The 22,247-nt window shown below is 69.6% G+C and carries 20 protein-coding genes; 6 read left to right on the forward strand and 14 right to left on the reverse strand.

Features of this window, described 5'->3' with window-relative positions:
• Nucleotides 1–2 precede the first annotated feature (2 nt).
• The gene (locus tag CJ197_RS10690) at nt 3–395 is read left to right on the forward strand and encodes a hypothetical protein (protein ID WP_146007757.1); all 393 of its coding nucleotides are present in this window, start codon (nt 3–5) and stop codon (nt 393–395) included.
• 25 nt (nt 396–420) lie between these two features.
• Here the strand turns inward: CJ197_RS10690 and CJ197_RS10695 are convergent, their stop codons facing one another.
• Genes CJ197_RS10695 through CJ197_RS15180 form a run of 4 tightly spaced genes read right to left on the reverse strand, consistent with a single transcriptional unit; the run spans nt 421 to nt 3,658 of the window.
• A complete protein-coding gene (locus CJ197_RS10695; RefSeq protein ID WP_199173917.1) occupies nt 421–1,314 on the reverse strand; it encodes a carbohydrate ABC transporter permease in 894 nt (297 codons plus the stop codon).
• A 1-nt stretch (nt 1,315) separates the two neighbouring features.
• Complete coding sequence (locus CJ197_RS10700; RefSeq protein WP_102236740.1) at nt 1,316–2,299, reverse strand: carbohydrate ABC transporter permease; 984 nt, start codon at nt 2,297–2,299, stop codon at nt 1,316–1,318.
• 8 nt (nt 2,300–2,307) lie between these two features.
• Nucleotides 2,308–3,483, reverse strand: a complete 1,176-nt coding sequence (locus CJ197_RS10705; RefSeq protein WP_158239452.1) for an extracellular solute-binding protein — start codon at nt 3,481–3,483, stop codon at nt 2,308–2,310.
• Nucleotides 3,455–3,658: a hypothetical protein gene (locus CJ197_RS15180; protein ID WP_158239453.1), complete on the reverse strand. Its 204-nt coding sequence runs from the start codon at nt 3,656–3,658 to the stop codon at nt 3,455–3,457. The genes CJ197_RS10705 and CJ197_RS15180 overlap by 29 nt, the downstream gene beginning before the upstream one ends.
• A 307-nt stretch (nt 3,659–3,965) precedes the next feature.
• Here CJ197_RS15180 and CJ197_RS10710 point away from each other — a divergent pair, with 307 nt between their 5' ends.
• The 4 genes from CJ197_RS10710 to CJ197_RS10725 all read left to right on the forward strand — a co-directional run bounded on the left by CJ197_RS10710 (nt 3,966) and on the right by CJ197_RS10725 (nt 8,742).
• Nucleotides 3,966–5,090 carry a glycoside hydrolase family 172 protein gene (locus CJ197_RS10710; RefSeq protein ID WP_102236742.1) on the forward strand — a complete coding sequence of 375 codons (1,125 nt, stop codon included), beginning with the start codon at nt 3,966–3,968 and terminating at the stop codon, nt 5,088–5,090.
• Nucleotides 5,091–5,116: 26 nt separating this feature from the next.
• Nucleotides 5,117–6,766 (forward strand): fucose isomerase, encoded by a 1,650-nt coding sequence (locus tag CJ197_RS10715; RefSeq protein WP_102236743.1) that lies wholly within the window; start codon nt 5,117–5,119, stop codon nt 6,764–6,766.
• Nucleotides 6,767–6,776: 10 nt separating this feature from the next.
• Nucleotides 6,777–7,790 (forward strand): LacI family DNA-binding transcriptional regulator, encoded by a 1,014-nt coding sequence (locus CJ197_RS10720; protein ID WP_102236744.1) that lies wholly within the window; start codon nt 6,777–6,779, stop codon nt 7,788–7,790.
• Between the two features lie 64 nt (nt 7,791–7,854).
• On the forward strand, nt 7,855–8,742 hold the full coding sequence (locus CJ197_RS10725) for an aldo/keto reductase (protein ID WP_102236745.1): 888 nt from the start codon (nt 7,855–7,857) through the stop codon (nt 8,740–8,742).
• Nucleotides 8,743–8,806: 64 nt separating this feature from the next.
• Here the strand turns inward: CJ197_RS10725 and CJ197_RS10730 are convergent, their stop codons facing one another.
• On the reverse strand, nt 8,807–10,291 hold the full coding sequence (locus CJ197_RS10730) for an Hsp70 family protein (protein ID WP_102236797.1): 1,485 nt from the start codon (nt 10,289–10,291) through the stop codon (nt 8,807–8,809).
• 251 nt (nt 10,292–10,542) lie between these two features.
• On the opposite strand from CJ197_RS10730, the gene CJ197_RS10735 reads away from it, so the two are divergent.
• A complete protein-coding gene (locus CJ197_RS10735; protein ID WP_102236746.1) occupies nt 10,543–11,040 on the forward strand; it encodes an FBP domain-containing protein in 498 nt (165 codons plus the stop codon).
• A gap of 6 nt (nt 11,041–11,046) precedes the next feature.
• Here the strand turns inward: CJ197_RS10735 and CJ197_RS10740 are convergent, their stop codons facing one another.
• Genes CJ197_RS10740 through CJ197_RS10780 form a run of 9 tightly spaced genes read right to left on the reverse strand, consistent with a single transcriptional unit; the run spans nt 11,047 to nt 22,241 of the window.
• Complete coding sequence (locus tag CJ197_RS10740) at nt 11,047–11,679, reverse strand: nucleoside/nucleotide kinase family protein (RefSeq protein ID WP_102236747.1); 633 nt, start codon at nt 11,677–11,679, stop codon at nt 11,047–11,049.
• 51 nt (nt 11,680–11,730) lie between these two features.
• Nucleotides 11,731–11,997: a type II toxin-antitoxin system RelE/ParE family toxin gene (locus CJ197_RS10745; RefSeq protein ID WP_102236748.1), complete on the reverse strand. Its 267-nt coding sequence runs from the start codon at nt 11,995–11,997 to the stop codon at nt 11,731–11,733.
• On the reverse strand, nt 11,994–12,224 hold the full coding sequence (locus tag CJ197_RS10750) for a DUF6290 family protein (protein ID WP_102236749.1): 231 nt from the start codon (nt 12,222–12,224) through the stop codon (nt 11,994–11,996). Before CJ197_RS10750 ends, CJ197_RS10745 begins: the two co-directional genes overlap by 4 nt.
• Before the next feature lie 9 nt (nt 12,225–12,233).
• The gene (locus CJ197_RS10755; RefSeq protein ID WP_102236750.1) at nt 12,234–15,425 is read right to left on the reverse strand and encodes an exodeoxyribonuclease V subunit beta; all 3,192 of its coding nucleotides are present in this window, start codon (nt 15,423–15,425) and stop codon (nt 12,234–12,236) included.
• A 3-nt stretch (nt 15,426–15,428) separates the two neighbouring features.
• Nucleotides 15,429–18,116, reverse strand: a complete 2,688-nt coding sequence (locus CJ197_RS10760) for a PD-(D/E)XK nuclease family protein (RefSeq protein WP_102236751.1) — start codon at nt 18,114–18,116, stop codon at nt 15,429–15,431.
• A 9-nt stretch (nt 18,117–18,125) separates the two neighbouring features.
• Nucleotides 18,126–18,647 (reverse strand): hypothetical protein, encoded by a 522-nt coding sequence (locus tag CJ197_RS10765; protein WP_102236752.1) that lies wholly within the window; start codon nt 18,645–18,647, stop codon nt 18,126–18,128.
• Nucleotides 18,644–20,095, reverse strand: coding sequence for an arylsulfatase (locus tag CJ197_RS10770; protein WP_233190860.1), 1,452 nt, complete (start codon nt 20,093–20,095; stop codon nt 18,644–18,646). Before CJ197_RS10770 ends, CJ197_RS10765 begins: the two co-directional genes overlap by 4 nt.
• 35 nt (nt 20,096–20,130) lie before the next feature.
• A complete protein-coding gene (locus tag CJ197_RS10775) occupies nt 20,131–21,270 on the reverse strand; it encodes an SPFH domain-containing protein (protein ID WP_102236754.1) in 1,140 nt (379 codons plus the stop codon).
• Nucleotides 21,271–21,329: 59 nt separating this feature from the next.
• The gene (locus CJ197_RS10780) at nt 21,330–22,241 is read right to left on the reverse strand and encodes a PfkB family carbohydrate kinase (RefSeq protein ID WP_102236755.1); all 912 of its coding nucleotides are present in this window, start codon (nt 22,239–22,241) and stop codon (nt 21,330–21,332) included.
• Nucleotides 22,242–22,247: the final 6 nt, after the last annotated feature.

Consider the following 22,247-nt stretch of genomic DNA (forward strand, 5'->3'; position numbering starts at 1 on the left):
AGATGACGCGACGACGGTGGATGACCACGATCTGCGCAGGGGGCGCAGCGCTCCTCGCGGCCTGCACGCGTGATGACGCCGAGGAGCGGATGGTGGACGTTGACCAGTCGCGCCCCTCGCCCACGGGTTCTGTCCTTGCGCTCCTCGTGGAGGATGGCGACACACTGCGCCCGGCCATCCAGGACGCAGAATCCGGCGACGAGCTGTGGCGCGATGACCTGCCGCATGTGGAGCGCTATCGCCCCGGCGTGCTCTGGGAGCAGGACGCCGATGTGCTGTGGATCCTCTCCACCGATCACGGCCATGCCAGCGTCCGCGAAGACAGTGCGGGCGCGTGGGTGAAGACGATGGGCTCGGAGGGGATGCCGGAGGATATCGCCGCGCTGGCCCGCTGAGAGAGCGAACCAGCGCGGCGGGATATCACTTCAGTCCGGCCATCTTGATGTTCGCGATGATCGACCGCTGGAAGATCAGGAAGATCAGAATGATCGGCATCGCGGCGCAGGCAGATCCCGCCATCAGCAGCCCCAGCTCGCTAGCGCGCTCGCCGCGGAACGTGGCGAGGTACTGCTGCACCTGGTAGAGCTCAGCGCTGGTGATCGTCATGACCGGCCACACGAAGCTGTTCCAGAAAGCCATGAAGCTCGTGATGCCCACGACCACGAACGGGGCCTTGGACAGGGGCAGGAAGATCCGCAGATAAACACCCCACTTCCCGCAGCCATCCACCACGGCGGCCTCCTCCAGGCTGGAGGGGATGTTCAGGTAGAACTGCCGCACGAAGAAGATGTGCCCCGCCCCTGCGAGGCCCGGAAGGATCAGCACCGCCATGGTGTCCAGCATCCGCAGGTTCGTCACGACGATGAAGCTTGTCAGCAGGATCGTCATGCCCGGGATGAACATCGTGGTCAGCACGATCGGCCACACGAATCGCTTCCCAGCGAACTCCAGCCGTGCGAACGCGTAGGCGGCCATCGAGTTCACCGTGATGGACCCGATGGTGAACAGCACCGCGCCACCGCCCGTGATCGCAAGGGTTCGCAGGAACGAGGTGTCAGAGAGGATCTGCGTGTAGTTCTGCCACTGCCAAACCTCAGGGAAGAACTGGAACGGGGTGGTGACCACCTCGGTTCGGATCTTGAACCCGGAGATGATCATCCAGGCCAGCGGGAACAGGGCCAGGAAGATGATGATCGCCGAGAACAGAGCCTTCACCAGAATGCGGGCAATACGCGTCGGCTGCAGCATCTGCTGTCGGCGCGCCTTGCGGCGCAGCTGGACAGCGGACAGCTGAGCATCGGTCGAAGTCGTCATCTCAGTCCACCAGCTTCTCGGAGTTGACGATGCGGAAGATCACGGAGGAGATCGACCCCAGCACCACGAACAGCAGCAGCGCTGCGGCGATGGAGTACCCCACGTACGCGTCCCCGCGGAAGTGGTTGAAGATGAAGAGGTTGGGGAGCTCGGTGGCGCGGTTGGGCCCGCCTCCGGTCATCACCAACGGCAGCTCGAACTGCTGGATGGCCCCGACGAATCCGGTCACTAGCAGGAACAGCAGCACGTTTTTCATCTGCGGAATCGTGATGTAGATGGTCTTCTGCCACCAGTTCGCACCCTCGAGCTCCGCGGCCTCGTAGAGACTCTGAGGGATGTCCAGCATCGCAGCGATCATGATCAGCGTGGTGATGCCCATGCCCAGCCAGACGGCCGGCACGGCGATCGCACCGAGCGCCCATCGCGGATCCCCCAACCACGCCTGATTCGGGGCGCCGAAGATATTGATCAGCGCGTTGAGCAGACCGCCCGAGTAGTCGTAGATGATCACGAAGGTGATGGAGGCGATGACGCCGGAGATCACCGACGGGATATAGATGCTGACCTTGAGCACCTGCGACAGCTTCTGCGACACCGAGGTGGCGAGGGTCGCCACGAGGAAGGAGAGCACAAGCTGCAGCGGAACCGTCATGAGGACGAACTGCAGGCCACGAACCACCGCGGACCAGAACTGATCATCGGTGAGCACGTTGCGGAAGTTCTTGAACCCGACGAACTCGGATTCGGTGTAGAAGCTCCAGTCGAAGAAGCTCAGGTAGATCGCCTGGATCGCTGGCCAGATGACGAAAATGCTCAGCAGGATGAGAACCGGCGTGAGCATGATGTACGCCATCGAGGTGTCACGGCGCCGATTGGGGTGCACCCGACGTTTCGACGGGCCCTGCCCGGGGGTGACCCCGGGGACCCCGGCCGCGCCGGGGGCTCCGGTGCCACCTGCAGTGGATTGGGTGGCGTTGACGGTCATGAGACTTCTCAGCCCTCCATCTCGGCGCGCACCTCGGCGAGGCCCTCGCGGTCGATGACCTTCTGGATCTCCTTGTTGGCATCGGCGAGCGCCTCTTCGGGGGCCTTCTCACCGAGCATGCCGGCCTGGATCGCATCACCCATCGCCATGTTGACGTCCCACGGGTAGCGGGCCTCGGGGATGCAGTAAGGCACCACGTCATCGAAGACCACGTCGGACCAGTGGGCGTCCTCTGCCGCGGGATCAGAGTTGACGACCTCAGTGACCTCGTCACGGGCGGGCGCCTTGGTGAACTGGGTATCGATGAAGAAGGGCTTCAGCACCTCGGGGTCACCACCCAGGGCCCACTCGATGAACTTCGCCGTGGCCTCGGGCTCCTTGGCCTTCGCGTCCACGACCCACTTCATGTTGCCGATGGTGGAGACCTCTCGGGTCAGGTCGCCATCGGACTGCACCCACGGCGCCACGCCGGTGACCTCGACCATGTCCGGGTAGTCGGCCGCGATCTCGGACATACCCCAGGAGCCCTGGGACATCATCGCGACCTTGCCTTCGCCGAACGGCTGAGCGGAGTTGCCTGCGCCGAGCGCCTGGCGGGGGATCCAGCCGTTCTCCTGAAGGGTCTTGTAGAAGGTGATGAGCTCGGCGTACTTCGGGTCCTCCGCATCCGCGGTCGCCCAGTCATCGGAGATCGGAAGATGCCCGGCCACGTGCTGCTGGGCAGCCACCGTCGTCCATCCGAACGTTCCGGAGTCCACAGCGGTGTTCAGCGCGAACTGGCCGTTGCCCATGACGCTGGAGAGGGCCTCGCAGGCGTCGTACATCTCATCCCAGCTGGTGGGCGGAGTCTCCGGGTCAAGGCCCGCCTTCTCAAACAGATCCTTGTTCCAGTAGAGCGTCATCTGCGGCTCCACCAGAAGGGGGAATGCGTAGAACTTGCCCTGGTACTGGCAGACCTCGGCGGTGATGTCGGTGATCGAGTCCAGAACCTTCTGGTCGATGAGGCCGTCGAGCTCCATCAGGGTGCCGGTACGGGCGGCCGTGTCCAGACGGCCGGCCTGGACGTAGAGGTCAGGGGCGTTGCCGGCGGCCTGAGCTGCCTTGAGCTTCTGGTCCCAGGCATCCCCGGGGACCACCTGATAGTTGATGAAGACCTCATCCTGGGCGGCGTTGAAGTCCTCCACGATCTTCTCGTACCAGGCGTTCTCCGGTGAACACGTTGCCCCAGAACTCCACCTTCGTACGACCCTCAGCTGCGGGGTCGTCCTTGGCCTGTCCGGGGGTGCCACTGCCGCAGGCGGCGAGGCTGGCGGCTCCTGCGGTGGCTGCGGCGGCGGAGAGGAAGGTCCTGCGCTTCATGGTGCTGCTCCTCGTCTTCGGGGATTGAGCCGGGTGTGATTCGCGCGGGTGACTCCGCGGGGAGATCACTCGGCAGTGAGTAATCGTTTCCTCGTACCGTAGTGATCCGTCAGTGCCGCTGTCAACGAAGACTGGGTCACGCGCCGATCACAACTTACCGTGCCTGGTGAGCTTGGGGTCGGGATGGTCGTCCCGCCCGCGGTTGACGCCATCGGCCCTCGCCTCTAGAGTCGCAGTAATCGTTTCCCGATCGTGGTGCCTTCACGCCACCAGATCACCGTCGATCCGCTCCAGGGAGAGTGACACCGTGACCCCTCCGGCCCCCGACCATCGCAGCCTCGCAGCCCTGCGCCCCGTGCTCACCCGCTCCATCTCTGCAGAGAACTTTGATGGCTCCCCGGGCGGTGGCGGCCGTGCCACCGAAGGCACCGGGCAGCGTGAATCCCGAGACCTGGGGCAGGGCTGGAAGGTCTCGCCCAGCGTCGACGTCAAGGCGGGGGAGACCTTCACCTTGGCGGACATCGACTCCGCGGGCGTGATCACGCACATCTGGATCACTACCCACACCGACCACTGGCGCCAGCTGGTGCTGCGCGCCTACTGGGACGGCAGCGAGGAGCCCGCCGTCGAGGTCCCTTACGGTGACTTCTTCTGCAACGGCTGGGGCGTGTTCGCGCAGGTGGACTCGCAGATGATCGCCGCGAACCCGCACGGCGGCTTCAACTCCTACTGGCCGATGCCCTTCCGTGAGGGCGCGAAGCTGACGCTCGAAAACACCTCTGATCAGGACGCTCGCGTCTACTTCCAGGTGACCTACGAGCTGGGCGGCGACCACTCCAACGACGCCTACTTCCACGCCCAGTGGCGGCGCTCCAACCCGCTCGATGAGGCCACCCCGCACGTCATCCTCGAGGGCGTTGAGGGACAGGGTCAGTACGTCGGCACATACATCGCCTGGGGTGTGAACTCCAACGGCTGGTGGGGCGAGGGCGAGATCAAGTTCTACATGGACGACGACACCGACTTCGCGACCATCGTCGGCACCGGCACCGAGGACTACTTCGGCGGCGCCTGGAACTTCGACATCCCCGGCGAGGGCTACACCGCCTTCTCCACCCCGTACCTGGGCATGCCGCAGGTGATCCGGCCCGACGGGCTGTACATCGCCCAGCAGCGCTTCGGCCTGTACCGCTGGCACGTGGCGGACCCGATCCACTTCGCCAAGGGCCTGCCCAAGGTGGACATCCAGGCGCTGGGCTGGAAGAGCGCCGGGCGCTACCTTCCGCTGCGCGACGACATCGCCTCCACCGCCGTGTTCTACCTGGACCGCCCCGCCACCACGCGCCCCGCGGCCCCGGACTTCGACGGCATGGAGATCCACCTGGGCACCGGCCCCGGCCCCCACGTCCCGACCGGCCCCGCCCACGCCTGAGCCCCCAGATCTCAAGGAGCATCCCCATGACCAGCACGTACCAGATGCCAGCTCTGCGCGAAAAGACCCCTGCGCCGGAGAAGACCGTCTACCTCACCCCGTCAGGCGACTCCCGCGAGAGCGCGAACCTGCCCGCCTGGCCCTACCAGCAGGAGCTCGAGCGCCTGGTCACCGAGGTGATCGAAGCCGCCGGGTGGAGCGTCCAGCGCGCCTTCGAGCCCGACGCCGAGTTCGGCCACGGCTTCATCCGCTCCCAGCGCATGGGCATCGAGGTGTTCAAGAACATCCCCGCCGATGCCCCGCTGATCGTCGCCACCGCGAACTGGCAGTACTCCCACCACGTCCTCGCCGGCCTGCGCAGCCACCGCGGCCCCGTTCTCACGGTCGCGAACTTCGTGGGCGCCTGGCCGGGCCTGGTGGGTCTGCTGAATCTCAACGGCGGCCTGACGAAGATGGGCCGCGAGTACTCCTCGCTGTGGACCGTGGACGGCTCCGACGACTTCTTCCGCGATGGCATCGCCACGTGGCTGAACACCGGCACCCTCGAGCACGACGCCTCGCACGTGAAGCCCCTGCCTGCCCTGCCCGAAACCGCCGAAGTCCAGCTGGGCCGGGCGCTCGCCGACCAGCTCCTGGCGGACAAGGCGATCATCGGCATCTTCGATGAGGGCTGCATGGGCATGTACAACGCCATCATCGACGACGAGATGCTCAACGCCCTGGGCATCTACAAGGAGCGACTCTCCCAGTCCGCCCTGTGGGCCGAGATGCAGGAGGTCACCGACGAAGAGGCCGACGCGATCGGCACCTGGCTGACGGACGCCGGAATGACATTCAAGCTCGGCACCGATGAAGCCACGGAGCTCACCGAGACCCAGCTGCGCTGGCAGTACAAGATGTACATCGCCGCGCTGCGCATCAGCGACGACTTCGGACTGGACGCCGTCGGCATCCAGTACCAGCAGGGCATGAAGGACGTCGCCCCCGCCTCCGACCTCGTCGAGGGCCTGCTGAACAACGTCCAGCGCCCGCCCGTCACCAGCCGTGACGGCTCCCGCGTGCTGTGGGAGGGGGAGGCTCTGCCGAACTTCAATGAGGTCGACGAGGGTGTGGCCGTCGACGCCCTGGTCACCAACCGGCTGTGGACCGCGATGGGCATGGACCCCGCCACCACGCTGCACGACGTGCGCTGGGGCGAGGAGTACGACGGCCAGTACGTGTGGGTGTGGGAGATCTCCGGCTCCGTGCCGCCCAGCCACTTCGCCGATGGGTACAAGGGCGCCGAGGGTTGGCGCCAGGGTCCCGCGTTCTTCCCCGCCGGCGGCTCCACCATCAACGGCATCTCCAAGCCCGGCGAGATCGTGTGGTCCCGCGTGTACGTCCAGGACGAGGGCCTGCACGTGGACATGGGCCGCGGCACCGTCGTGGATCTCCCGGCAGAGGAGACGCAGCGCCGCAAGGACGCCACCAACCCCGAGTGGCCCATCGCCTCGGTGGTGCTCCACGGCGTGACCCGCGACCAGTTCATGGGCCGCCACAAGGCCAATCACGCTCAGCTCGTCTACGCTGACGACGCCGATACCGCCGATCGCGCCCTCACCGCGAAGGCCGCGTTCTTCGACCGGCTCGGAGTCACCGTGCACCTGTGCGGAGACGTGTCCCTCGTGACTGACTGAGGAGCTGCGCATGGCGTCGTCGACACGACCCACGATCATGGACGTCGCCCGCGCCGCGGGCGTCTCCTCCGCGACGGTCTCCCGGGTCATCAACGGCGCCCCCACCGTGGACAAGCAGCTGCGGTCCAGGGTTGAGGAGGCAGTGGCCGCCACCGGCTACGTCCCCAACGCCCTGGGCCGCTCGCTGCGCCGCGGCGGCACCTCGCAGATCGCCGTCGTCGCGCCCGATGCCGCGAACCCCTACTTCACGCAGATCATCTCCGAGGTGGAGCGGATCGCCCGCGGCCAAGCCCATTCGGTGACCGTCGCCCACACCGAAGAGGACCTGCAGCTCGAACAGCAGTGCTTCGCACAGCTGGTGGGTCGGCAGGTCTCCGGGGTGCTGCTCGTCCCCGTCGACTCCGCACGCACCGATATCTCCGTGCTGACCAGCGCGGGGATCCCCGTCGTGCTGGTCGACCGCGACATCGAGGGGGCGGAGACGGATCTCGTGGCCACCGACAACCTCGACGCCGGTCGGCAGGCGGCCCGCCACCTGTACGAGCGCGGGTTCCGCAAACCCGCCGTGATCGCCGGCCCCGAATCGCTGCGCACCACCGAGGACCGTGCCCTCGGCTTCCTCAGTGCCTGGCAAGCAGCCGGTGGAGAGATTACCGCCGATGCCGTGCACCGCGGTGACCTGCACGTGGAATCCGGGCGCAAGCTCGTCCAGGCCCTCGCGGGCGGAGAGACCGACTGCCTGTACGTCACCAACAACCGCATGTCCGCCGGGGCGTTCGAGGCGCTGCGCGGCCGGACCGATGCGCCCGCGCTGCTGGCCACCGACGATGACCTCTGGACGCGCCTGGTGACCCCGTCGGTGTCCGTCGTGGTCCAGCCCGTGCGCGCTACCTCCCGGGCGGCCGCACGAATGCTCGGCCAGCGCATGGCGAACCCGGAGGAGGAGCCCTCCACCACGCTGCTGCGCTCGAAGATCATCGAACGCGAATCCACCGCCCGCGGCACCGGCTCGGTGGGTGCCTGAGGCGCCAGCCCCGTCGGGCCTACGGCCCCTACCGGCCCCGTGGCGCCTCACCTAGGCTCGAGGCATGACCACCACGCAGCGTCGCATCGGCTCTCTCACCGTCTCCGCGATCGGCCTGGGGGTGATGCCCCTGTCCCAGGGCCGGGGGACGGTCGCCACGCGCGAGCAGTCCCGCGCCACGGTCCACGCCGCCCTCGACGCGGGCGTGACGCTCCTGGACACCGCGGACATCTACGCCCCCAGCTGGGACACCATGGGGCACAACGAGCAGATCGTGGCCGACGCTCTGGCCAGCTGGGACGGGGACCGCTCACAGGTGGTCGTGGCCACCAAGGGCGGTATCACCCGCGGCGAAGGGGAGAGCTGGGGCCGTGACGGCTCCGCCGCATACCTGCGCTCCGCGCTCGAAAAATCCCTGGTGAACCTGCAGATGGAGCAGGTGGACATCTACTACTGGCACCGCCCGGACCGCTCCATCCGCTACGCCGAGGGGGTGGAGGCGCTCGCGGCCCTGCAGCAGGAGGGGCTGATCCGCGAGATCGGCATTTCGAACGCGAACCTCGAGGAGATCGACGTGGCGCTCGAGGTGCTGGGCGATGGGGGTCTCGCTGCGGTGCAGAACCAGTTCTCCCCCACGTACTTCCACACCTCCCTGCCGGAGCTGCGCTACTGCGCCGAGCGGGGTATCGCCTTCGTGCCGTGGTCGCCGCTGGGTGGCACCGGTGGTGGCGCGGCCGGGATCGGCACGCGCTTCCCGCAGATCGCCCGCGTCGCCGCCGCGCATGATGTCTCCCCGCAGCAGGTGGTCCTCGCGTGGGAGCTGAGCCTCGGCGAGCACGTGATCCCGATCCCGGGGGCGAGCCGCCCGCAGTCCATCCGCGACTCCGCCGCCGCGATGACGCTGCAGCTCACGGACGACGAGCTCGCCGAGCTGAATCAGATCATCGGCTGAGCGAGCGGCTGACGTCGGCCCAGCCGACGTCAGCACAGCCACCATCGGCCCTGCTCACCCCGGATCACGCCGGGACGGTGAGCGCGCAGTCCCGCGTGAACCCGGTGTCCAGATCCCGCAGGCGCACGCTGATCACCCCGGACGCATCCACCCGGTAGGTCTCCTCGATCTGTGGGCCCTCAGCACGGCGCTCCACCGCGGTCATGCGCAGCTGCGCCTCGTCCGCTCCCTGCAGCGCCGGGTCGAAGGGGAACAGCACCTCGGCGTGGGGGATAAGGTCACCCTGCGGGTCCTGCCCCTGCCCGGTGTGCTCCACGAACCGGAACCAGCCCAGGTTGTGGGCGGCTCGGTAACGGCGCACCACCGCGACCTCGCCGCTCGGCGGCAACGGGGTGTCCTCGCCGAGCAGCGGATCCAGCACCATGCGTCGTCCCGCCTCCGCCTCACGGAACACGCCGAGGGAGCGCGAGAGTCGATCCTGCAGGTGCATGCCCGCCTCCGGGTCCGCGGCGATCGCCAGCCCGATCGCAGTGGAGGCCGAGGGGTAGGGGGAGCGGTGAACGCGCCGCCCGAACCGCTCACGCAGCATCCGCGGCACCAGCGGCAGCGCCGAGCTGCCACCCACCAGGTAGATCCCCGCGACGGCGGAGTCCGGGCCGAGCTGTCCCACCAGCTGCTCCATCGCCTGCAGTGAGCGCTCCACGAGCGGGGCGACCGCCTCCCGGACCGCGTCCACCGGGAGGATCACCCCGTCCTCCCCGCAGGCCTCGATGCCCGGGTCGATGAACAGCCGACGGGTCTGCGCGGTCAGGGACTCCTTGGCCTCCCGGCAGGCCTCCAGCAGGCGCGCCTGTGCAGCGACGGAGAGCTCCTCAGCGCGTATTCCGGTGTGCTCCAGCACCAGGTCCGCGAGCGCCTGGTCGATGTCCTCGCCGCCCAGCCGGTTCACGCCCACGCTGCCGAGCACCGTGTGCGTGGACCCGTCGGACTCCACGAGCGAGGCATCGAAGGTGCCGCCGCCCAGGTCGTAGACCGCCACCTGGGTGCGGCGGGAGTTCAGGGTGCCGCCGTGACGGTGGGTGTACTCGAAACCTGCGGCGGAGGGCTCGTTGAGCATCGCGAGCACCGTGAACCCGGCGCGCCGGAACGCCTCCAGGGTGAGCATCCGCTGCGTGGTGTGCGCATGGGCTGGGACTGACACCGCCACCTCCCGGGCCTGCTCCGGCAGCTGCTCGCGCACATGCGCAAGGAAGGCGCTCAGCAGGTCCAGCAGCGGGAACTGCTGACCGCCGAGCGGCACCGTGGTGGCCGGGTGCGCATCCGGATCCCCGAGCATCCGCTTGATAGACCGCACATGCGGGGCGCCGCGACGGGCAGCCTCCACGGCCGCAAAGCCGTGGACGAGCTCGCCGCCGTCGAGGGCAATCACGGTGGGGATGTGCTCCTGGGCATCCCCCGCTGCATCGGGGAAGGTCAGCACGGGATAGTTGCCGCGATCCGCGGCGGCGACGATGGTCCTGGTGGTGCCCAGGTCGATTCCGATGCGCATGGCCACCACGGTGCCCGCGTGAGGTTCCTCGCCGCCCTCTGCGCAGTGATGATCGGTGGTCCGATCGGAGAGTACGGTGGATGGGTCCGTTCGAGGAGAGGAGTCGGCATGCCCACCGTGCATGCAGGGAGCGAGGCGGCCCACGTGGCCTGCTCGGTGTGATCGCGCGCGCCGCACGGCGCGCCATCGCTGACCGATCCCCTGACTCCTGCACGCTCTGAACCCGGGGCGTGTCTCCGAGAGGACCCCTCATGCATTCCCTGACCGAGAAGCAGATCCGTTCCAGCTTCGTCAACGCCTCCAAGGGCGACGCCCAGCGCGCCGTGCTGCCCGACCTCGCAGCCGTGGCGTGGGAGGACATCGACTACCTGGGCTGGCAGGATCCCCGTAAGCCGGAGCTGCACTACGTGGTGCTGGAGGTCGACGAGCAGGTCGTCGGCCTGGTGCTGCGCGGCACCGGACGCCCGCCGGCGCGCAGACAACTGTGCGCCTGGTGCGAGGACGTGATCGACGGGGTGGGCGCCGCTTCGTTCGTCGCGCCCCTTGCGGGGACGTCGGGCCGACGGGGCAACACGAAGGGCACTGCAGTGTGCGCGGATTTCCGCTGCAATCGCAACGTGCGCCGCGCCCCCGCCGCGTGGGAGGTGCGCACGCAGGACCCGGAGCTGCTGGCTCACCAGCGTGAGCAGCGGATCGCCGGGCTGCAGGATCGCAGCGCCGCCTTCGCCCGGGCGATCATGGCGGGCTGAGCCCTCTCAGCCCAGCTCCACCACCGCGTCGGCTCGGCCTCGGGTCGCCGTGATCCGTCGAGCGTTCTTTTCATCGGGCCCAAGGGCCCAGGCTCGTGCAGCCGCGGGATCCTTTCCGAACTCGAGGTGCCGGGCGATGAGCCGCTCCTGCCGCAGCACCTCTGGCGCCTCCACGTACCAGCACTCATCCAGCAAGGCGCGGACCTGCGCGAACGGACCCTCGTCAAGCAGCAGGTAGTTGCCCTCGGTGATCACGAGCGGCGTCTGGGGCGGGATCTCGATCGCCCCGGCGATGGGTTGCTCGAGGTCGCGCTCGAACATCGGCGCCCACACCGGCGGATCCGTCGGCCGCGAGACGCGCACGCGCTGCAGCAGCGCCGCGTACCCGGCGGCATCGAAGGTGTCCGGGGCGCCCTTGCGATCGGCGCGACCCAGGCGCGCGAGCGCCACATCGGCCAGGTGGAAGCCGTCCATCGGCACCACGACGCACTGCTCGCCGAGGGCTTCGCGCAGCGCGGAGGCGAGGGTGGTCTTCCCGGCGCCGGGCGCGCCGGTGAGCCCGAGGAGCCGACGCCCGCCCGCCCGCAGCGCCGCATCCAGCAGCACCCGCGCCGCATCGACCGCCTGCTCAGGAGTCATCGCCCGCACCCAGCGTCACCTTCCCTCAGCTGAAACGCGAAGAACCTGTCCTCAGTCGTCGTACGCCGTGGAGCGATGACCGACGTCAAGCGCGATGATGATCAGCTCGCTGCGTCGGATGTCCATGATCACGCGATAGTCGCCAACGCGCAGGCGCCACATGCCCACGAGAGGTCCTGAGAGTGCCTTGCAGGCGCTCGCTGGGTCTTCGCGCTCAGCGAGACGATGCATCGCATCGGTGACGCGCCGAGCAACGGGCTTGTCGAGTTTCCGGAGCGCTTTCGCAGCGCGCGGCGCGTAGCGAACGGCCCAGCTCATGTGAAGAGCTCCGCCTCCAGCTCATCGCTGCTGATCGTCTCGATCTCCCCGCGTCTGATCGCCAAGGCCTCTTCCTGCAGCCGATATGCGTACTCGAGTTCGTCGAGGTGTTCCAGCAGGGCTTCGCGCACGTAGAAAGCAGCCGATCGCCCGGTTGCTGTGCTCAGGGCGTCGAGGCGCTGCTTGATCTCTGCATCAAGCCGGAAGCTCACAACGGCTGTAGACATGTATACAGCTTAGCTGTTCGATGCTGCACCCGCACCCAGCTGCACCTCCAGCAACTCGCCGCGCAGCGGCAGGTGGATCAGCACCCGCGCCACCTCATACCCCGCGGCGGCGAGAGCCTGGGCGTAGGTGTGCAGCTGCCCCAGGTACTGCTCGCGCACATGCTCCACGGGGTCCTCGCCCGGGTAGGACTTGTGGTCCACGAGCACCACGCGCCCATCGGGCAGGCGCAGCAGCGTGTCGATCCAGCCCTCCATCGCCTGCGCGTCCTCGTTCCACCAGGAGATCGGCTGCTCGGTGAGCTGCACGGCCCCCGGGAACTGCGCGGCCACGAACTCCGTCCACGCCTGCCCGGCGCGGCGCAGCACATCGGCCCCCACCGCACGCTCCACCAGCCAGCGTTGCACCAGGCGCTGCGCGGCCCGCTCCTGCTGCGCGGCGCTCATCGCCGAAAGCGGCAGCGCGAGATACCCGTGGATCGCCTCGCCCACGCGCTCCCAGCGCTCCCCGCCACCGGTGACGAGCCGCTCTCCGATTCGCTGCGGCGCGCCGACGATGCCCAGTCCCTCCGCGGACTCCACCCCGGAGGCCCGGAACCGCGCGGCCAGACGCTGCGGCGAAGCCTCTGGGCGCACGGGGATGTCCGTTGCGGCCAGCGGCTCCGTCGGCTCCGGGAGGGCCGACGGGGACTGCACCGCCTCCTTTGCATCCACCACGATGCAGCGGCCCGGCAGCTCCCGGCCGCGCACCCGGATGCCGCCCTCACCCCAGGACACCAGGGCGGGCTCGGCCGGCGCGAGCTCCTCGAGCACGCTCGTCGGCCCGCCGACCGCGAGGATCTGGGAGTCGATCGCCCGCGTCAGAGCCACATACTGCAGCCGCGCATCCTCCGCCGCTGCTCGCGCGGTGCGCGTGCGCGTGAACTCCGCAGCCGCAAGAGCCTCCGTGACGTCGCTCGTGGTGGGCATCTTCGGCCAGAACAGCAGGCCGCGGCCGGCCAGAGGCGCCGTGACATCCACGGTCTTCGGCGAGGTGACCACCACGCCCCAGGTGCGGTCGCGCTCCCGGGTGGCGGCGGGCAGGTAGGTGACCACATGCGGCCACTCCAGGCCCTTCGCGCCGTGGATCGTCCCCACCCACACCGCATCGGCGAGGGCCGACAGATCCGGGCTGCCCTCCCAGTCCTCGAGGTCTGCGCGCAGCCCCGTGAGGGTCACCGGTGCCCCCGCGGCGCGGCGCTGCTCCGCGGTGGTCGCGGCGAGCGCCCGCAGCGCATCCAGGGAACGCCGACGGGAGGCCTGGCCGGACCAGCGTTTGATCCGCTGCGGGAGATCCAGCGCATCGATCAGCGCCTCGATCATCTCCCCGGGCGTGTATCCCACGCAGGCGCGGCGCACCGCCCGCAGGCCCTGGAGCGTCGGATCCTCCCACCAGCGGGTGAATACGGCCGACGGGTCCGGCGCGGCCATGAGCTCGTCGAACCACGTGTCGTGGGCGGCATGGTCCTCCAGCAGCACCACCAGCTGGGTGAGGGCGAGGGTGTCCGAGTCATCGAGCGCAGCAGCGAGCCCTGCTCGCACCAGCTGCACCTCCCGTGCGGCCGCGAGCTCGCGGGTGGCGCCAGCGGTGGGTACCCCGCGCTCCTGCAGCGCCGTGATCACCGCGTCCCGCTCGGCGTTCTTGCGCACCAGCACCGCGACTTCCCCGGGCCGCCAGGTGCCTGAGCGCAGACGCTCGGCGATCTGCTCGGCGATCACCGCCGCGTGCTTGGCCTGGGAGAGCGCGCCCTTGCGCTGCTGGGCGCCCTGCCACACCTCGAGCTGCCCGCCGGTGGCCTTCTCGGCGCGCTGGGCCGGGATAGCGAGCTCGATCTGCCCGCGGTCCATGCCGGCGCGTTCGAACACGTCGGTGAACACGGCGTTCGTGAACTCGACGAGCTGCTTGGTGGAGCGCCAGGAGTGCGTGAGGGTCTCCGCGGTGCCCTGCCCGAAGATGGTGCCGCCGCGTTCCAGCGCGGTGATGATCGCGGCCATCAGCGCGGGGTCCGCATCGCGGAAGCCGTAGATCGCCTGCTTGGGGTCACCCACCCAGATCCGGTCCTCGATCAGCTGCGACAGCTCGAGGAACAGGGCGAGCTGCACAGGGGAGGTGTCCTGGAACTCATCGACTGCCAGCAGATCGAACCGTCCACGCACGGACTCGCGCACCCGCGGCGAGGTCTGCAGCAGCTGCAGCGCCTGCACCTCCTGGTCGATGAAGTCGATCAGGCCCTGCTCCCGCTTGTGCTGCTCGTAGTCCTCCAGCGAGCTCGCCGCGGTGGTGAGCACCAGTGCGATGAGGTCATGCACATCGCGCTGCCACGCTCCGTCGGCCGGAAGATTCTCCCGGATCTCGAGGGACAGCGGCTCCAGCAGACGAGCGGTCACCGCGCCGTAGGAGCCGGCGGCGATCTTCGTCCACCACGACCAAGGGGCCCGCTCGTGGCGGGCGAGGATCCGCCGCTGGCGGCGCAGTGTCTCAAGGTCGGTGGTGGTCTTGTTGACTGAGCGGGCGGGGACGGTCCCGGCCTCGAGCTCGGCCTGGATATCGGCGATGCGGGCATCGAGCTCATGCAGCCACCGGGCCCGCTGATCGGGCACCGGATCGGGCAGCGCTGCGGCGCGGCGGTACGCCTGCCAGGACTGCTCGGCCGCTGCCCGCAGGGCGTTGGCGTCCAGCAGGTTGGTGCGGGCGGCGTCGGCCACGTCCCGGACGCGCGCCTGCCAGGCCTGGCCACGGCCGTAGGGGGCGTCCTCATCGGCGTCATGTTCGGTGCGGGCCAGCAGATCCGCATGCGCCACCTGCGCCTGCGCGGCGGTGCGGGAGATCGCGGCCGCGAACGCGGCCTTCTGCGTGTCCGCATCCAGCACCGTCACCTCGGGGGAGATCCCCGCATCCAGCGCATACTCGGCCACCAGGCGCCCGGCCACGGAGTTCACCGTGCCGATGAGCGCAGAGTCGATGCCGCGCGCCGCCGCGACCTGCCCCTTATCCAGCAGGGTGGAGCGCACCCGCCCGGCGAGCTCCTGCGCGGCCTTCACGGTGAAGGTCGTGGCGATGATCCGCGAGGGGTCCAGGCCCTGCCCGATCCGCTCGGCGAGACGCTGGGTGAGGGTGTACGTCTTGCCGGACCCGGCGGAGGCGGTGATCAGCGTGAACGGCATCGGTCAGCTCCTGTCCCCGGCGAGCCCGCACAGCAGCGCGAGATCGCAGTAGTCGCAGCGCGCATCGACCACCAGCTCGCCGCGGCTCGCGGCGGCCTCCCGGGCGCGCTCGTAGGTGCGGGTGGCCTCGCGTCGCGGAGTGGAGAGGTCCTGCCCGGCATCGAGCAGAATCTGCCCGCTGCGCGCCCCGACGGCGCCGGCGCGGATCGCCTCGAGGGCCTGCTCCATCCCGGTGCGGCCCTTCTCCCACAGCTGTGTGAGGGGCAGCGGGGTGCGTCCGGCGGGGTCCAGCAGCGGGTTCGCGGAGACGAACTCACCTTGGGAGAGCAGGAAATAGCCGACGTCCGTGCCTGCCCCGTCTGCGCTGTCCGAACCCAGCGACCAGGCGTAGGAGGCCAGCTGCAGCGCCTCCCCGGTATCGAACAGATCCGGGTACTTCTTCGCGGCGTACGTCCACTTCAGGTCGATCACGACGGGTCGGCCGTCGGCGTCGTGAGCATCGACGTCCCGGAACCCGCGGAACGGCACGGTCGCCTCCCCGCCCGCCAGGTGCAGGGTGAGCGGGCGTTCGAATCCGGATTCCGCCGCGGTGATCGTGATGCCCGCCGCCGCGAGACGGTCGAAGAACTCGCGCAGGGAACGGACGGCGCGCTCACGCAGTTCGGCGAGCTCCGCCTCCCGCCCGGGCAGCAGCAGCTCGGAGGCCAGGCGTGGCACCTGCGCGGTGAACTCCGCGCGGATCCGCTCGGTGCTTGGGGCACTGGCGGCCCCGGCGCGCACGAGCTCTTCGACGACGGCGTGGACGAGGGTGCCCACCATCTGGTTGCCGGTGGGGACGTTCGCGCCGGTGGCGGGGCGGATCCGCAGGCCATGGCGGTACACCCATTTCTGGCGGCAGCCCAGCAGCGTCTCCGCCTGGGAGTAGGAGAGGCTGCGCGGCAGCAGATGCGGCGCCGGCGCAGCGGTGCGCGTGAGATCCTCCGGCCGCGGCGGGATCACGGTCCGGGGCGGGATGCTGAGCGGCCGCGCAGCATCGGCAAGGTGGAAGCTGCCGGGGCCGACGGTGTCCGCGGCCGGGCGGGTGCGTGCTTCCAGGACCTTCTCCACGGTGCCGCCGTCTGCGGTGCTCTCGGCTGCGAGGTGCGCGAGCAGGGGATGCGGTGCGGTGGGCTCTTCACATCGGTGCGCGGCCCGCACGGCGATGATCCGCCGCGCGCCGCGCAGGGCCCGCAGGCCGGCGTCGGTCTCGAGGGCCGCGAGCTGCGCCGGGGGCAGCAGATGCGCACCCAGCCGAGTCAGTGCCGCGGTCTCCTGCGGGTCCCACTGCACGGGGGCCGATGGGGCCGGTCGTTCAGCGCCCCACCACAGCACAGCCCCGCCGGTCGGCAGCAGCTGGGCGGGCCGGGCGCAGGACCGCCACGGCGCCCCCGCCTCGGGGCGGGCGAAGGGGGAGGGGGAGCGGCCCCCGGTGGCGCCGATGATCCGCGTGAGCTCCCGCGGCGCGAGAGGGCGCTGCGGCTGAAGACCCTCGAGCACCTCGCGCAGAACCTGCAGATGCGTCGCGGCGTGCAGCAGCTCCGGATCGCCCTGCCCGAGCCGGTGCAGCCGCGTCCCGAGCGGCTCCAGCACGGCGAGGAGCCGCGTCGGCGTCAGCTCTGTGGTCTCCAGCGGCGCGGTGACGGTGCGGTCGATCCACCGTGCCACCTCCCGGGCGCTCTCCGGCAGGTCGGGATCGGCTTCGAGGGTGGCGAGGGCCGCGCGCCAGGCCGGCCCGCCCACTCCGGGCTCCTGCTCAAGGGCCGCGAGCAGCTGCCGACGCACCCGCGCGGGCACGAGCCCCACATGCTGCCCGCCGTCCTCCGGGGCATCCAGCACCCGCAGGTCCAAAAATGCCGCGAGCTGCTGCACATCCACCGGCGCGACCGCGATGGAGAGGAACAGCCCGATGATCTGCCCGGCGGTGCGGTCGGCCGATGGGGCCGCGATGCCGAGCGCGGGCAGGTCCCGGCGGTGCAGCTCCTGATCCAGCAGCACCGTGCCCGTCGTCGCAAGGACCTGCAGGCCAGCGCCGTCAGCGCGGTCGTGCCCGGCGAGGAAGCGCGCGGCGGCCTCTGCGGCGGTCCACTCGTCCTCCGCCTCGATGAGGAGCAGCTCCGGCTGACCCGTCGGCCCCTCCACGATCCGTTCCACGCGCACCCCCGCCGCGGTGAGCTGCGCGAACAGCGCAGGCCACAGGCCCGGCAGGGCGGCGGGATCCTCATGACAGCGGATCTGCTCGATCCCGAGCGGCCAGTCCGCCTCGCCCGCCAGCAGGTCCACGACCTCCCGCAGATCATCCGCGGGCCCGGGGGCGTGCTGCAGCTGCTCATCCAGGGCCGTGATCGCGGCGATCCGCGCCGGGAGCTGCGGGCCGGGCGTGAGCTGCGCACCGGCCTCGACGGCGGCGTCACGAGCCCGCAGCAGTGCGGCCGCGGTCGCCCACGGGTCCGCGGTGAAGGAGGCGCGGGACCAGGGGTCATCCGCGGCGGCCAGCGCCGTCATCGCGCGTGCGGTGCGCACCGCCGGGGCCAGCTGCGGGCGGGTCAGGCCCAGGCGGCCCTGCAGCAGCTGCAGCAGACCGCGCGGCCCCGTGCGCACACCCGCATCGGCCCACGCCGTGCCATCCAGGGACCAGCCGAACTCGATGTCCATAGCAGCACTCTAGGGGTGGGGTGAGACAGCGCTCATCGGCCGGTCCCCGATCACCGCGGTCACGATGCCGGTGATGAACTCCGCGAGCCGCGCCGCCGGGATGACGACGATCAGCGAAAGGACGAACAGCGAGCCGAGAGTGTTGGCCATCTCGGGCACATCTGCCGCGCGCAGCAGCGCCGAGAGCCCCCACAGCGACGCCGGCAGCGCCGTCGCGAGCGCCACGCTGACCAGCAGGATCACCGAGAGAGCCCGGGGGTGACCGTGGAGCGTCACCACAGCCAGCACGCCCACCGCCAGATCCAGCAGGAGCTGCAGGATCCCGAGCACCAGCACGATCAGCGCCAGTGCCGTGGAGGCGAACGCGAGAGTCTCGATCGTCCCGGGATCCACCGAGCTTTCGCCCTTCCCGGCGCCGAGGATGGAGAACAGTGCGACCACGCCGGTGCCGAGCGTGATGATGCCGAGCACCGTCGTGACCGCCGCGCATACCGCCCCGCCGATGCTCAGCCAGCCCAGCGTCCGCCTCATCGCGCGAACTCGCGCACCCACTCGGCCTCGGAGCGCAGGGGCCGGCCGGCCACCAGTTCATCGCCGTCCACGAACCCCTCTTCGCGGCCCCGCAGATGCTCGATCAGCAGTGCCCGATGCTCCGCCAGCAGCTCCGGCTCGTGCTCGGCGAGGTCGTGCTCTTCATGCGGATCGGTCTCGAGGTCGAACAGCTGCTCATGGCCGTCCCCGGAGAACCACAGGTACTTGTACCGCTGGGAGCGGATCCACTGCATCGAATGCCGACCCAGTGAGCCGATCAGATGCTCGCCGTGCAGGTGCTCGCGCGTCTCGTGGCGCAGGTCGATGCCGTCGACCCCGTCGGGCACCGGCACTCCGGCTGTCCCCAGCAGGGTGGGCATGAGGTCGCGCAGCTCCGCGATGGTGTCCACCGCCCCCGGCTCACCCCAGCCCTCACGCCACTTGTGCGGCACATGCACCAGCAGGGGGATGCGGGCCGAGCCCTCGTAGCCCACGGACTTGCGGTACATGTCGTGGTCGCCCAGCATCTCGCCGTGGTCGGAGACGAACACGATGATCGTGTCCTGCTCGAGCCCCAGATCCGAGAGCTTCTCCCGCAGCCGGTTCAGCTGCAGGTCGATGAACTCGATCGAGCCGTAGTAGCCGGCTCGCACCTGCTGGTGCACCGACTCCTTGCGGGTGGCGAACTCCGCTTCGGGATCGTGATCGCGCCGATGCTCATCGAACCGCGACACCCACTCGCCCATGGCCCGACGGGGGCCGGGTCGGTCGCGGTACTTGTCCCACAGCCACCCCGGCGGGTCGAAGGGCGCATGCGGCCGATGGAACGACATGTACAGGAAGAACGGGCGGGTGGGGTCGCGCCGCTCCAGGAAGCGGAAGGACTCATCGGCCACCCAGCGGGTGGGGTGCAGCCGCTCCTCCCGCTCCCAGGGCCGGGCTGTCATCGCATTGCATCCCACCCCGGTGTCCTGATAGTCGGCGCGGGGATCTCCGGTCTCGCGCCGCAGAAAATCCACATAGTCGTCGATCGCGCCCGTCGGCCCCCCGGACAGCTGCCGGGAGACGTGCAGGAACCCGTCGTGCAGCAGCACATCGTCGAAACCACAGCGCGCCCGATCGGGAAACACGTGCATCTTGCCCACCGCGAAGGTCTGGTACCCGTGATCACGCAGCGTGGACTGCAGCGTCACCGGGTAGGCGTCCGGGAAGGAGATGCGCTCGCGGTAGCCGTAGCGGCCGTGCAGCTCAGGAGACTTGCCGGTGAACATCGCGACCCGCGCGGGCACGCACGTGGGCGTGGCCGAATAGGCGCGGTCGAAGCGGTACCCGCCCCGCGCGAGGCCGTCGAGGTTCGGAGTGTCGATGTGGTCGTTGCCCGCCACGCCGAGGGCGTCGGCGCGCATCTGATCCACGCAGACCAGAATCACGTGGGGACGGTCGACCATCATGCTCTCCTCGGCTCAGCGTGGCTGGGTGCTGCTCAGCCCTGCGGGTTCGCGCTGCCCGGATGCGCCCACGGCGGGGTGCCCGAGCCGGGGTAGTCCGGGGGCATCTGCTGCGCGGCCTCGCGGGCCTGCTGCTCCGCCTGACGGCGGGCACGCTCGGCACGCTCCCGCTCCTGTTCGCGTCGGCGCTGCTGGGCGGCGGCGCGCTGCTGATCCTGCTGCTCGGTGTCGTCGGCGTGCGCATCGGCGTCCTGCGCGGCCTGCGACTGCAGCATCGCGTTGCGGATCTCCTCACCCATCTGGCCCACGGACCCGGGGTTGGAGGGCAGGTACAGCACATTGGAGCGGCCCTGGCGGGAGATCGACTCCATGGTGTCGAAGTACTGCGTCATCAGCAGCAGCTGCTCGGCCGAATGCTCGATGCCGACCTTCTTGAGCATCTCGTACTGGTCGGCGATACCCATGGCGATGGCCTTGCGCTGCGCGGCCACACCCTCACCCTGCAGGCGCTTGGACTCCGCCTCCGCCTCGGCCTGGGTGACACGCTTGATCTTGTCGGCCTCCGCGAGGGACTGGGCGGCTACCCGGTCGCGCTGCGCGGCGTTGATGGAGTTCATCGAATCGCGCACCCGCTGGTCCGGGGAGATGTCCTGAACCAGGGTGTTGATGATGTTGAAGCCGAACTTCTGCATCGACGCGGACAGGGTGTGCTCCACGGAGCGGGCGATATCGTCCTTGGACTCGAAGGCGGCATCGAGCTCAAGGGAGCTCAGCGCCGAGCGGACAGTGTCGAACACGTAGGAGCGGATCTGCGCCTCGGGATTGGACAGCTCGTAGTACGCGGCGACGACCTGGTCCTTCTGGATCTGGTACTGCACCGCCACCGGCACAGTCACGAACACGTTGTCCTTGGTCTTGGACTCGATGTTCACCTCGAGCTGCTGCACGCGCAGCGACACCGGGCGGGTGATGTTGTCGATGAACGGGGTCTTGAAGTTCAGGCCGGCGTGGGCGACGCGCTTGAACTTCCCGAACCGTTCGACGATCACCGCCTCCTGCGTGTGGACGGTGAACATCATCGAGGTGCGCAGCCCGCCGAACAGCAGAGCGGCGACGATGGCCAGGCCGACGAGCAGGACGATGGCGATGACGACGAAAGCGATGAAGCCTTCCACCGGGGCCCCCTTTCAGGTAGTAGGTTTCCGGCTCCCAGCCTACCGGCGCGACGAGCTGGTCACGCGAGGAACTCGTCAACCTCCGCGCGGGTGGGCGCCGATTCCGGGCCGCGGCGGGTCACGGCGATCGCCGCGGCGGCGTTGGCGCGGGTCGCAGCAGACTCCCAATCCGCCCCGAGGGCCCGCTCGGCGAGCATCACCCCGGTGTGGGTGTCCCCGGCGCCGTTGGTGTCCACAGCCCGCTGCGGGAACGCCGGGATGTGGGTGCCGCGGCCGTGGTGGAACACCAGGCAGCCCCGGGAGCCGTCGCGCACGATGATCACGCTGCGCGGGGCCATGCGGCGCCGCAGCGCCAGAGGGGTGTCCACCAGTGCGTCGATGCCGCTGACGGCCCGGGCTTCATGCGCGTTCGAGGTCCACACCGTGGTGCGGGACAGCACCCGATCCTGCAGCTCGCGGGGGAACTGCGCGAAAGCATCCCCCGGATCGAGCACCACCTCCACCCCGGGCGGGAGGGTGTCCAGGAACTGCAGCAGCGGCTCCCGGGTGGGCTCGAACAGGGTGTAGCCGGAGACGCACAGCAGGTCCCCGGGCTGCGGATCCATCCGGGCGAAGGACTCAGCGGTCACGTCCCGCTCAGCGCCGTAGACGGTCAGGAACGTCCGCTCGGCCGTCGGCTCGAGCATGACCAGGCAATACCCGGTGTCGGCGCTGGTACGCGGAGTGTCGGCGATCAGCACGCCGTCACGCTCCAGAGCCGCGCGGATCAGATCGCCGTTGGGTCCCGTGCCGTGCGCACCGCCGTGCACCGCCGACGCACCGGTGCGGGCGGCGGAGATCAGGATCGTGGTGGCACCACCGGCGTAGCGCTGCTCCGAGCGGGCGTTGGTGTTCCCGCCGCGCTCGGGCAGGGCATCGACCTCCACGATGATGTCGACTAGTGCCTGGGCGGTGTGCAGGACGCGGGGCATGCTGGG

Source organism: Brachybacterium sp. UMB0905 (assembly GCF_002871795.1).
Lineage (GTDB): Bacteria > Actinomycetota > Actinomycetes > Actinomycetales > Dermabacteraceae > Brachybacterium.

Coding starts and splice junctions, on each gene's coding strand:
- CJ197_RS10690 (WP_146007757.1), top strand. CDS start 3: ATGACGCGACGACGGTGGATGACCACGATCTGCGCAGGGGGCGCAGCG.
- CJ197_RS10695 (WP_199173917.1), bottom strand. CDS start 1,314: ATGACGACTTCGACCGATGCTCAGCTGTCCGCTGTCCAGCTGCGCCGC.
- CJ197_RS10700 (WP_102236740.1), bottom strand. CDS start 2,299: ATGACCGTCAACGCCACCCAATCCACTGCAGGTGGCACCGGAGCCCCC.
- CJ197_RS15180 (WP_158239453.1), bottom strand. CDS start 3,658: ATGAAGCGCAGGACCTTCCTCTCCGCCGCCGCAGCCACCGCAGGAGCC.
- CJ197_RS10715 (WP_102236743.1), top strand. CDS start 5,117: ATGACCAGCACGTACCAGATGCCAGCTCTGCGCGAAAAGACCCCTGCG.
- CJ197_RS10720 (WP_102236744.1), top strand. CDS start 6,777: ATGGCGTCGTCGACACGACCCACGATCATGGACGTCGCCCGCGCCGCG.
- CJ197_RS10725 (WP_102236745.1), top strand. CDS start 7,855: ATGACCACCACGCAGCGTCGCATCGGCTCTCTCACCGTCTCCGCGATC.
- CJ197_RS10730 (WP_102236797.1), bottom strand. CDS start 10,291: ATGCGCATCGGAATCGACCTGGGCACCACCAGGACCATCGTCGCCGCC.
- CJ197_RS10735 (WP_102236746.1), top strand. CDS start 10,543: ATGCATTCCCTGACCGAGAAGCAGATCCGTTCCAGCTTCGTCAACGCC.
- CJ197_RS10740 (WP_102236747.1), bottom strand. CDS start 11,679: ATGACTCCTGAGCAGGCGGTCGATGCGGCGCGGGTGCTGCTGGATGCG.
- CJ197_RS10745 (WP_102236748.1), bottom strand. CDS start 11,997: ATGAGCTGGGCCGTTCGCTACGCGCCGCGCGCTGCGAAAGCGCTCCGG.
- CJ197_RS10750 (WP_102236749.1), bottom strand. CDS start 12,224: ATGTCTACAGCCGTTGTGAGCTTCCGGCTTGATGCAGAGATCAAGCAG.
- CJ197_RS10755 (WP_102236750.1), bottom strand. CDS start 15,425: ATGCCGTTCACGCTGATCACCGCCTCCGCCGGGTCCGGCAAGACGTAC.
- CJ197_RS10760 (WP_102236751.1), bottom strand. CDS start 18,116: ATGGACATCGAGTTCGGCTGGTCCCTGGATGGCACGGCGTGGGCCGAT.
- CJ197_RS10765 (WP_102236752.1), bottom strand. CDS start 18,647: ATGAGGCGGACGCTGGGCTGGCTGAGCATCGGCGGGGCGGTATGCGCG.
- CJ197_RS10770 (WP_233190860.1), bottom strand. CDS start 20,095: ATGGTCGACCGTCCCCACGTGATTCTGGTCTGCGTGGATCAGATGCGC.
- CJ197_RS10780 (WP_102236755.1), bottom strand. CDS start 22,241: ATGCCCCGCGTCCTGCACACCGCCCAGGCACTAGTCGACATCATCGTG.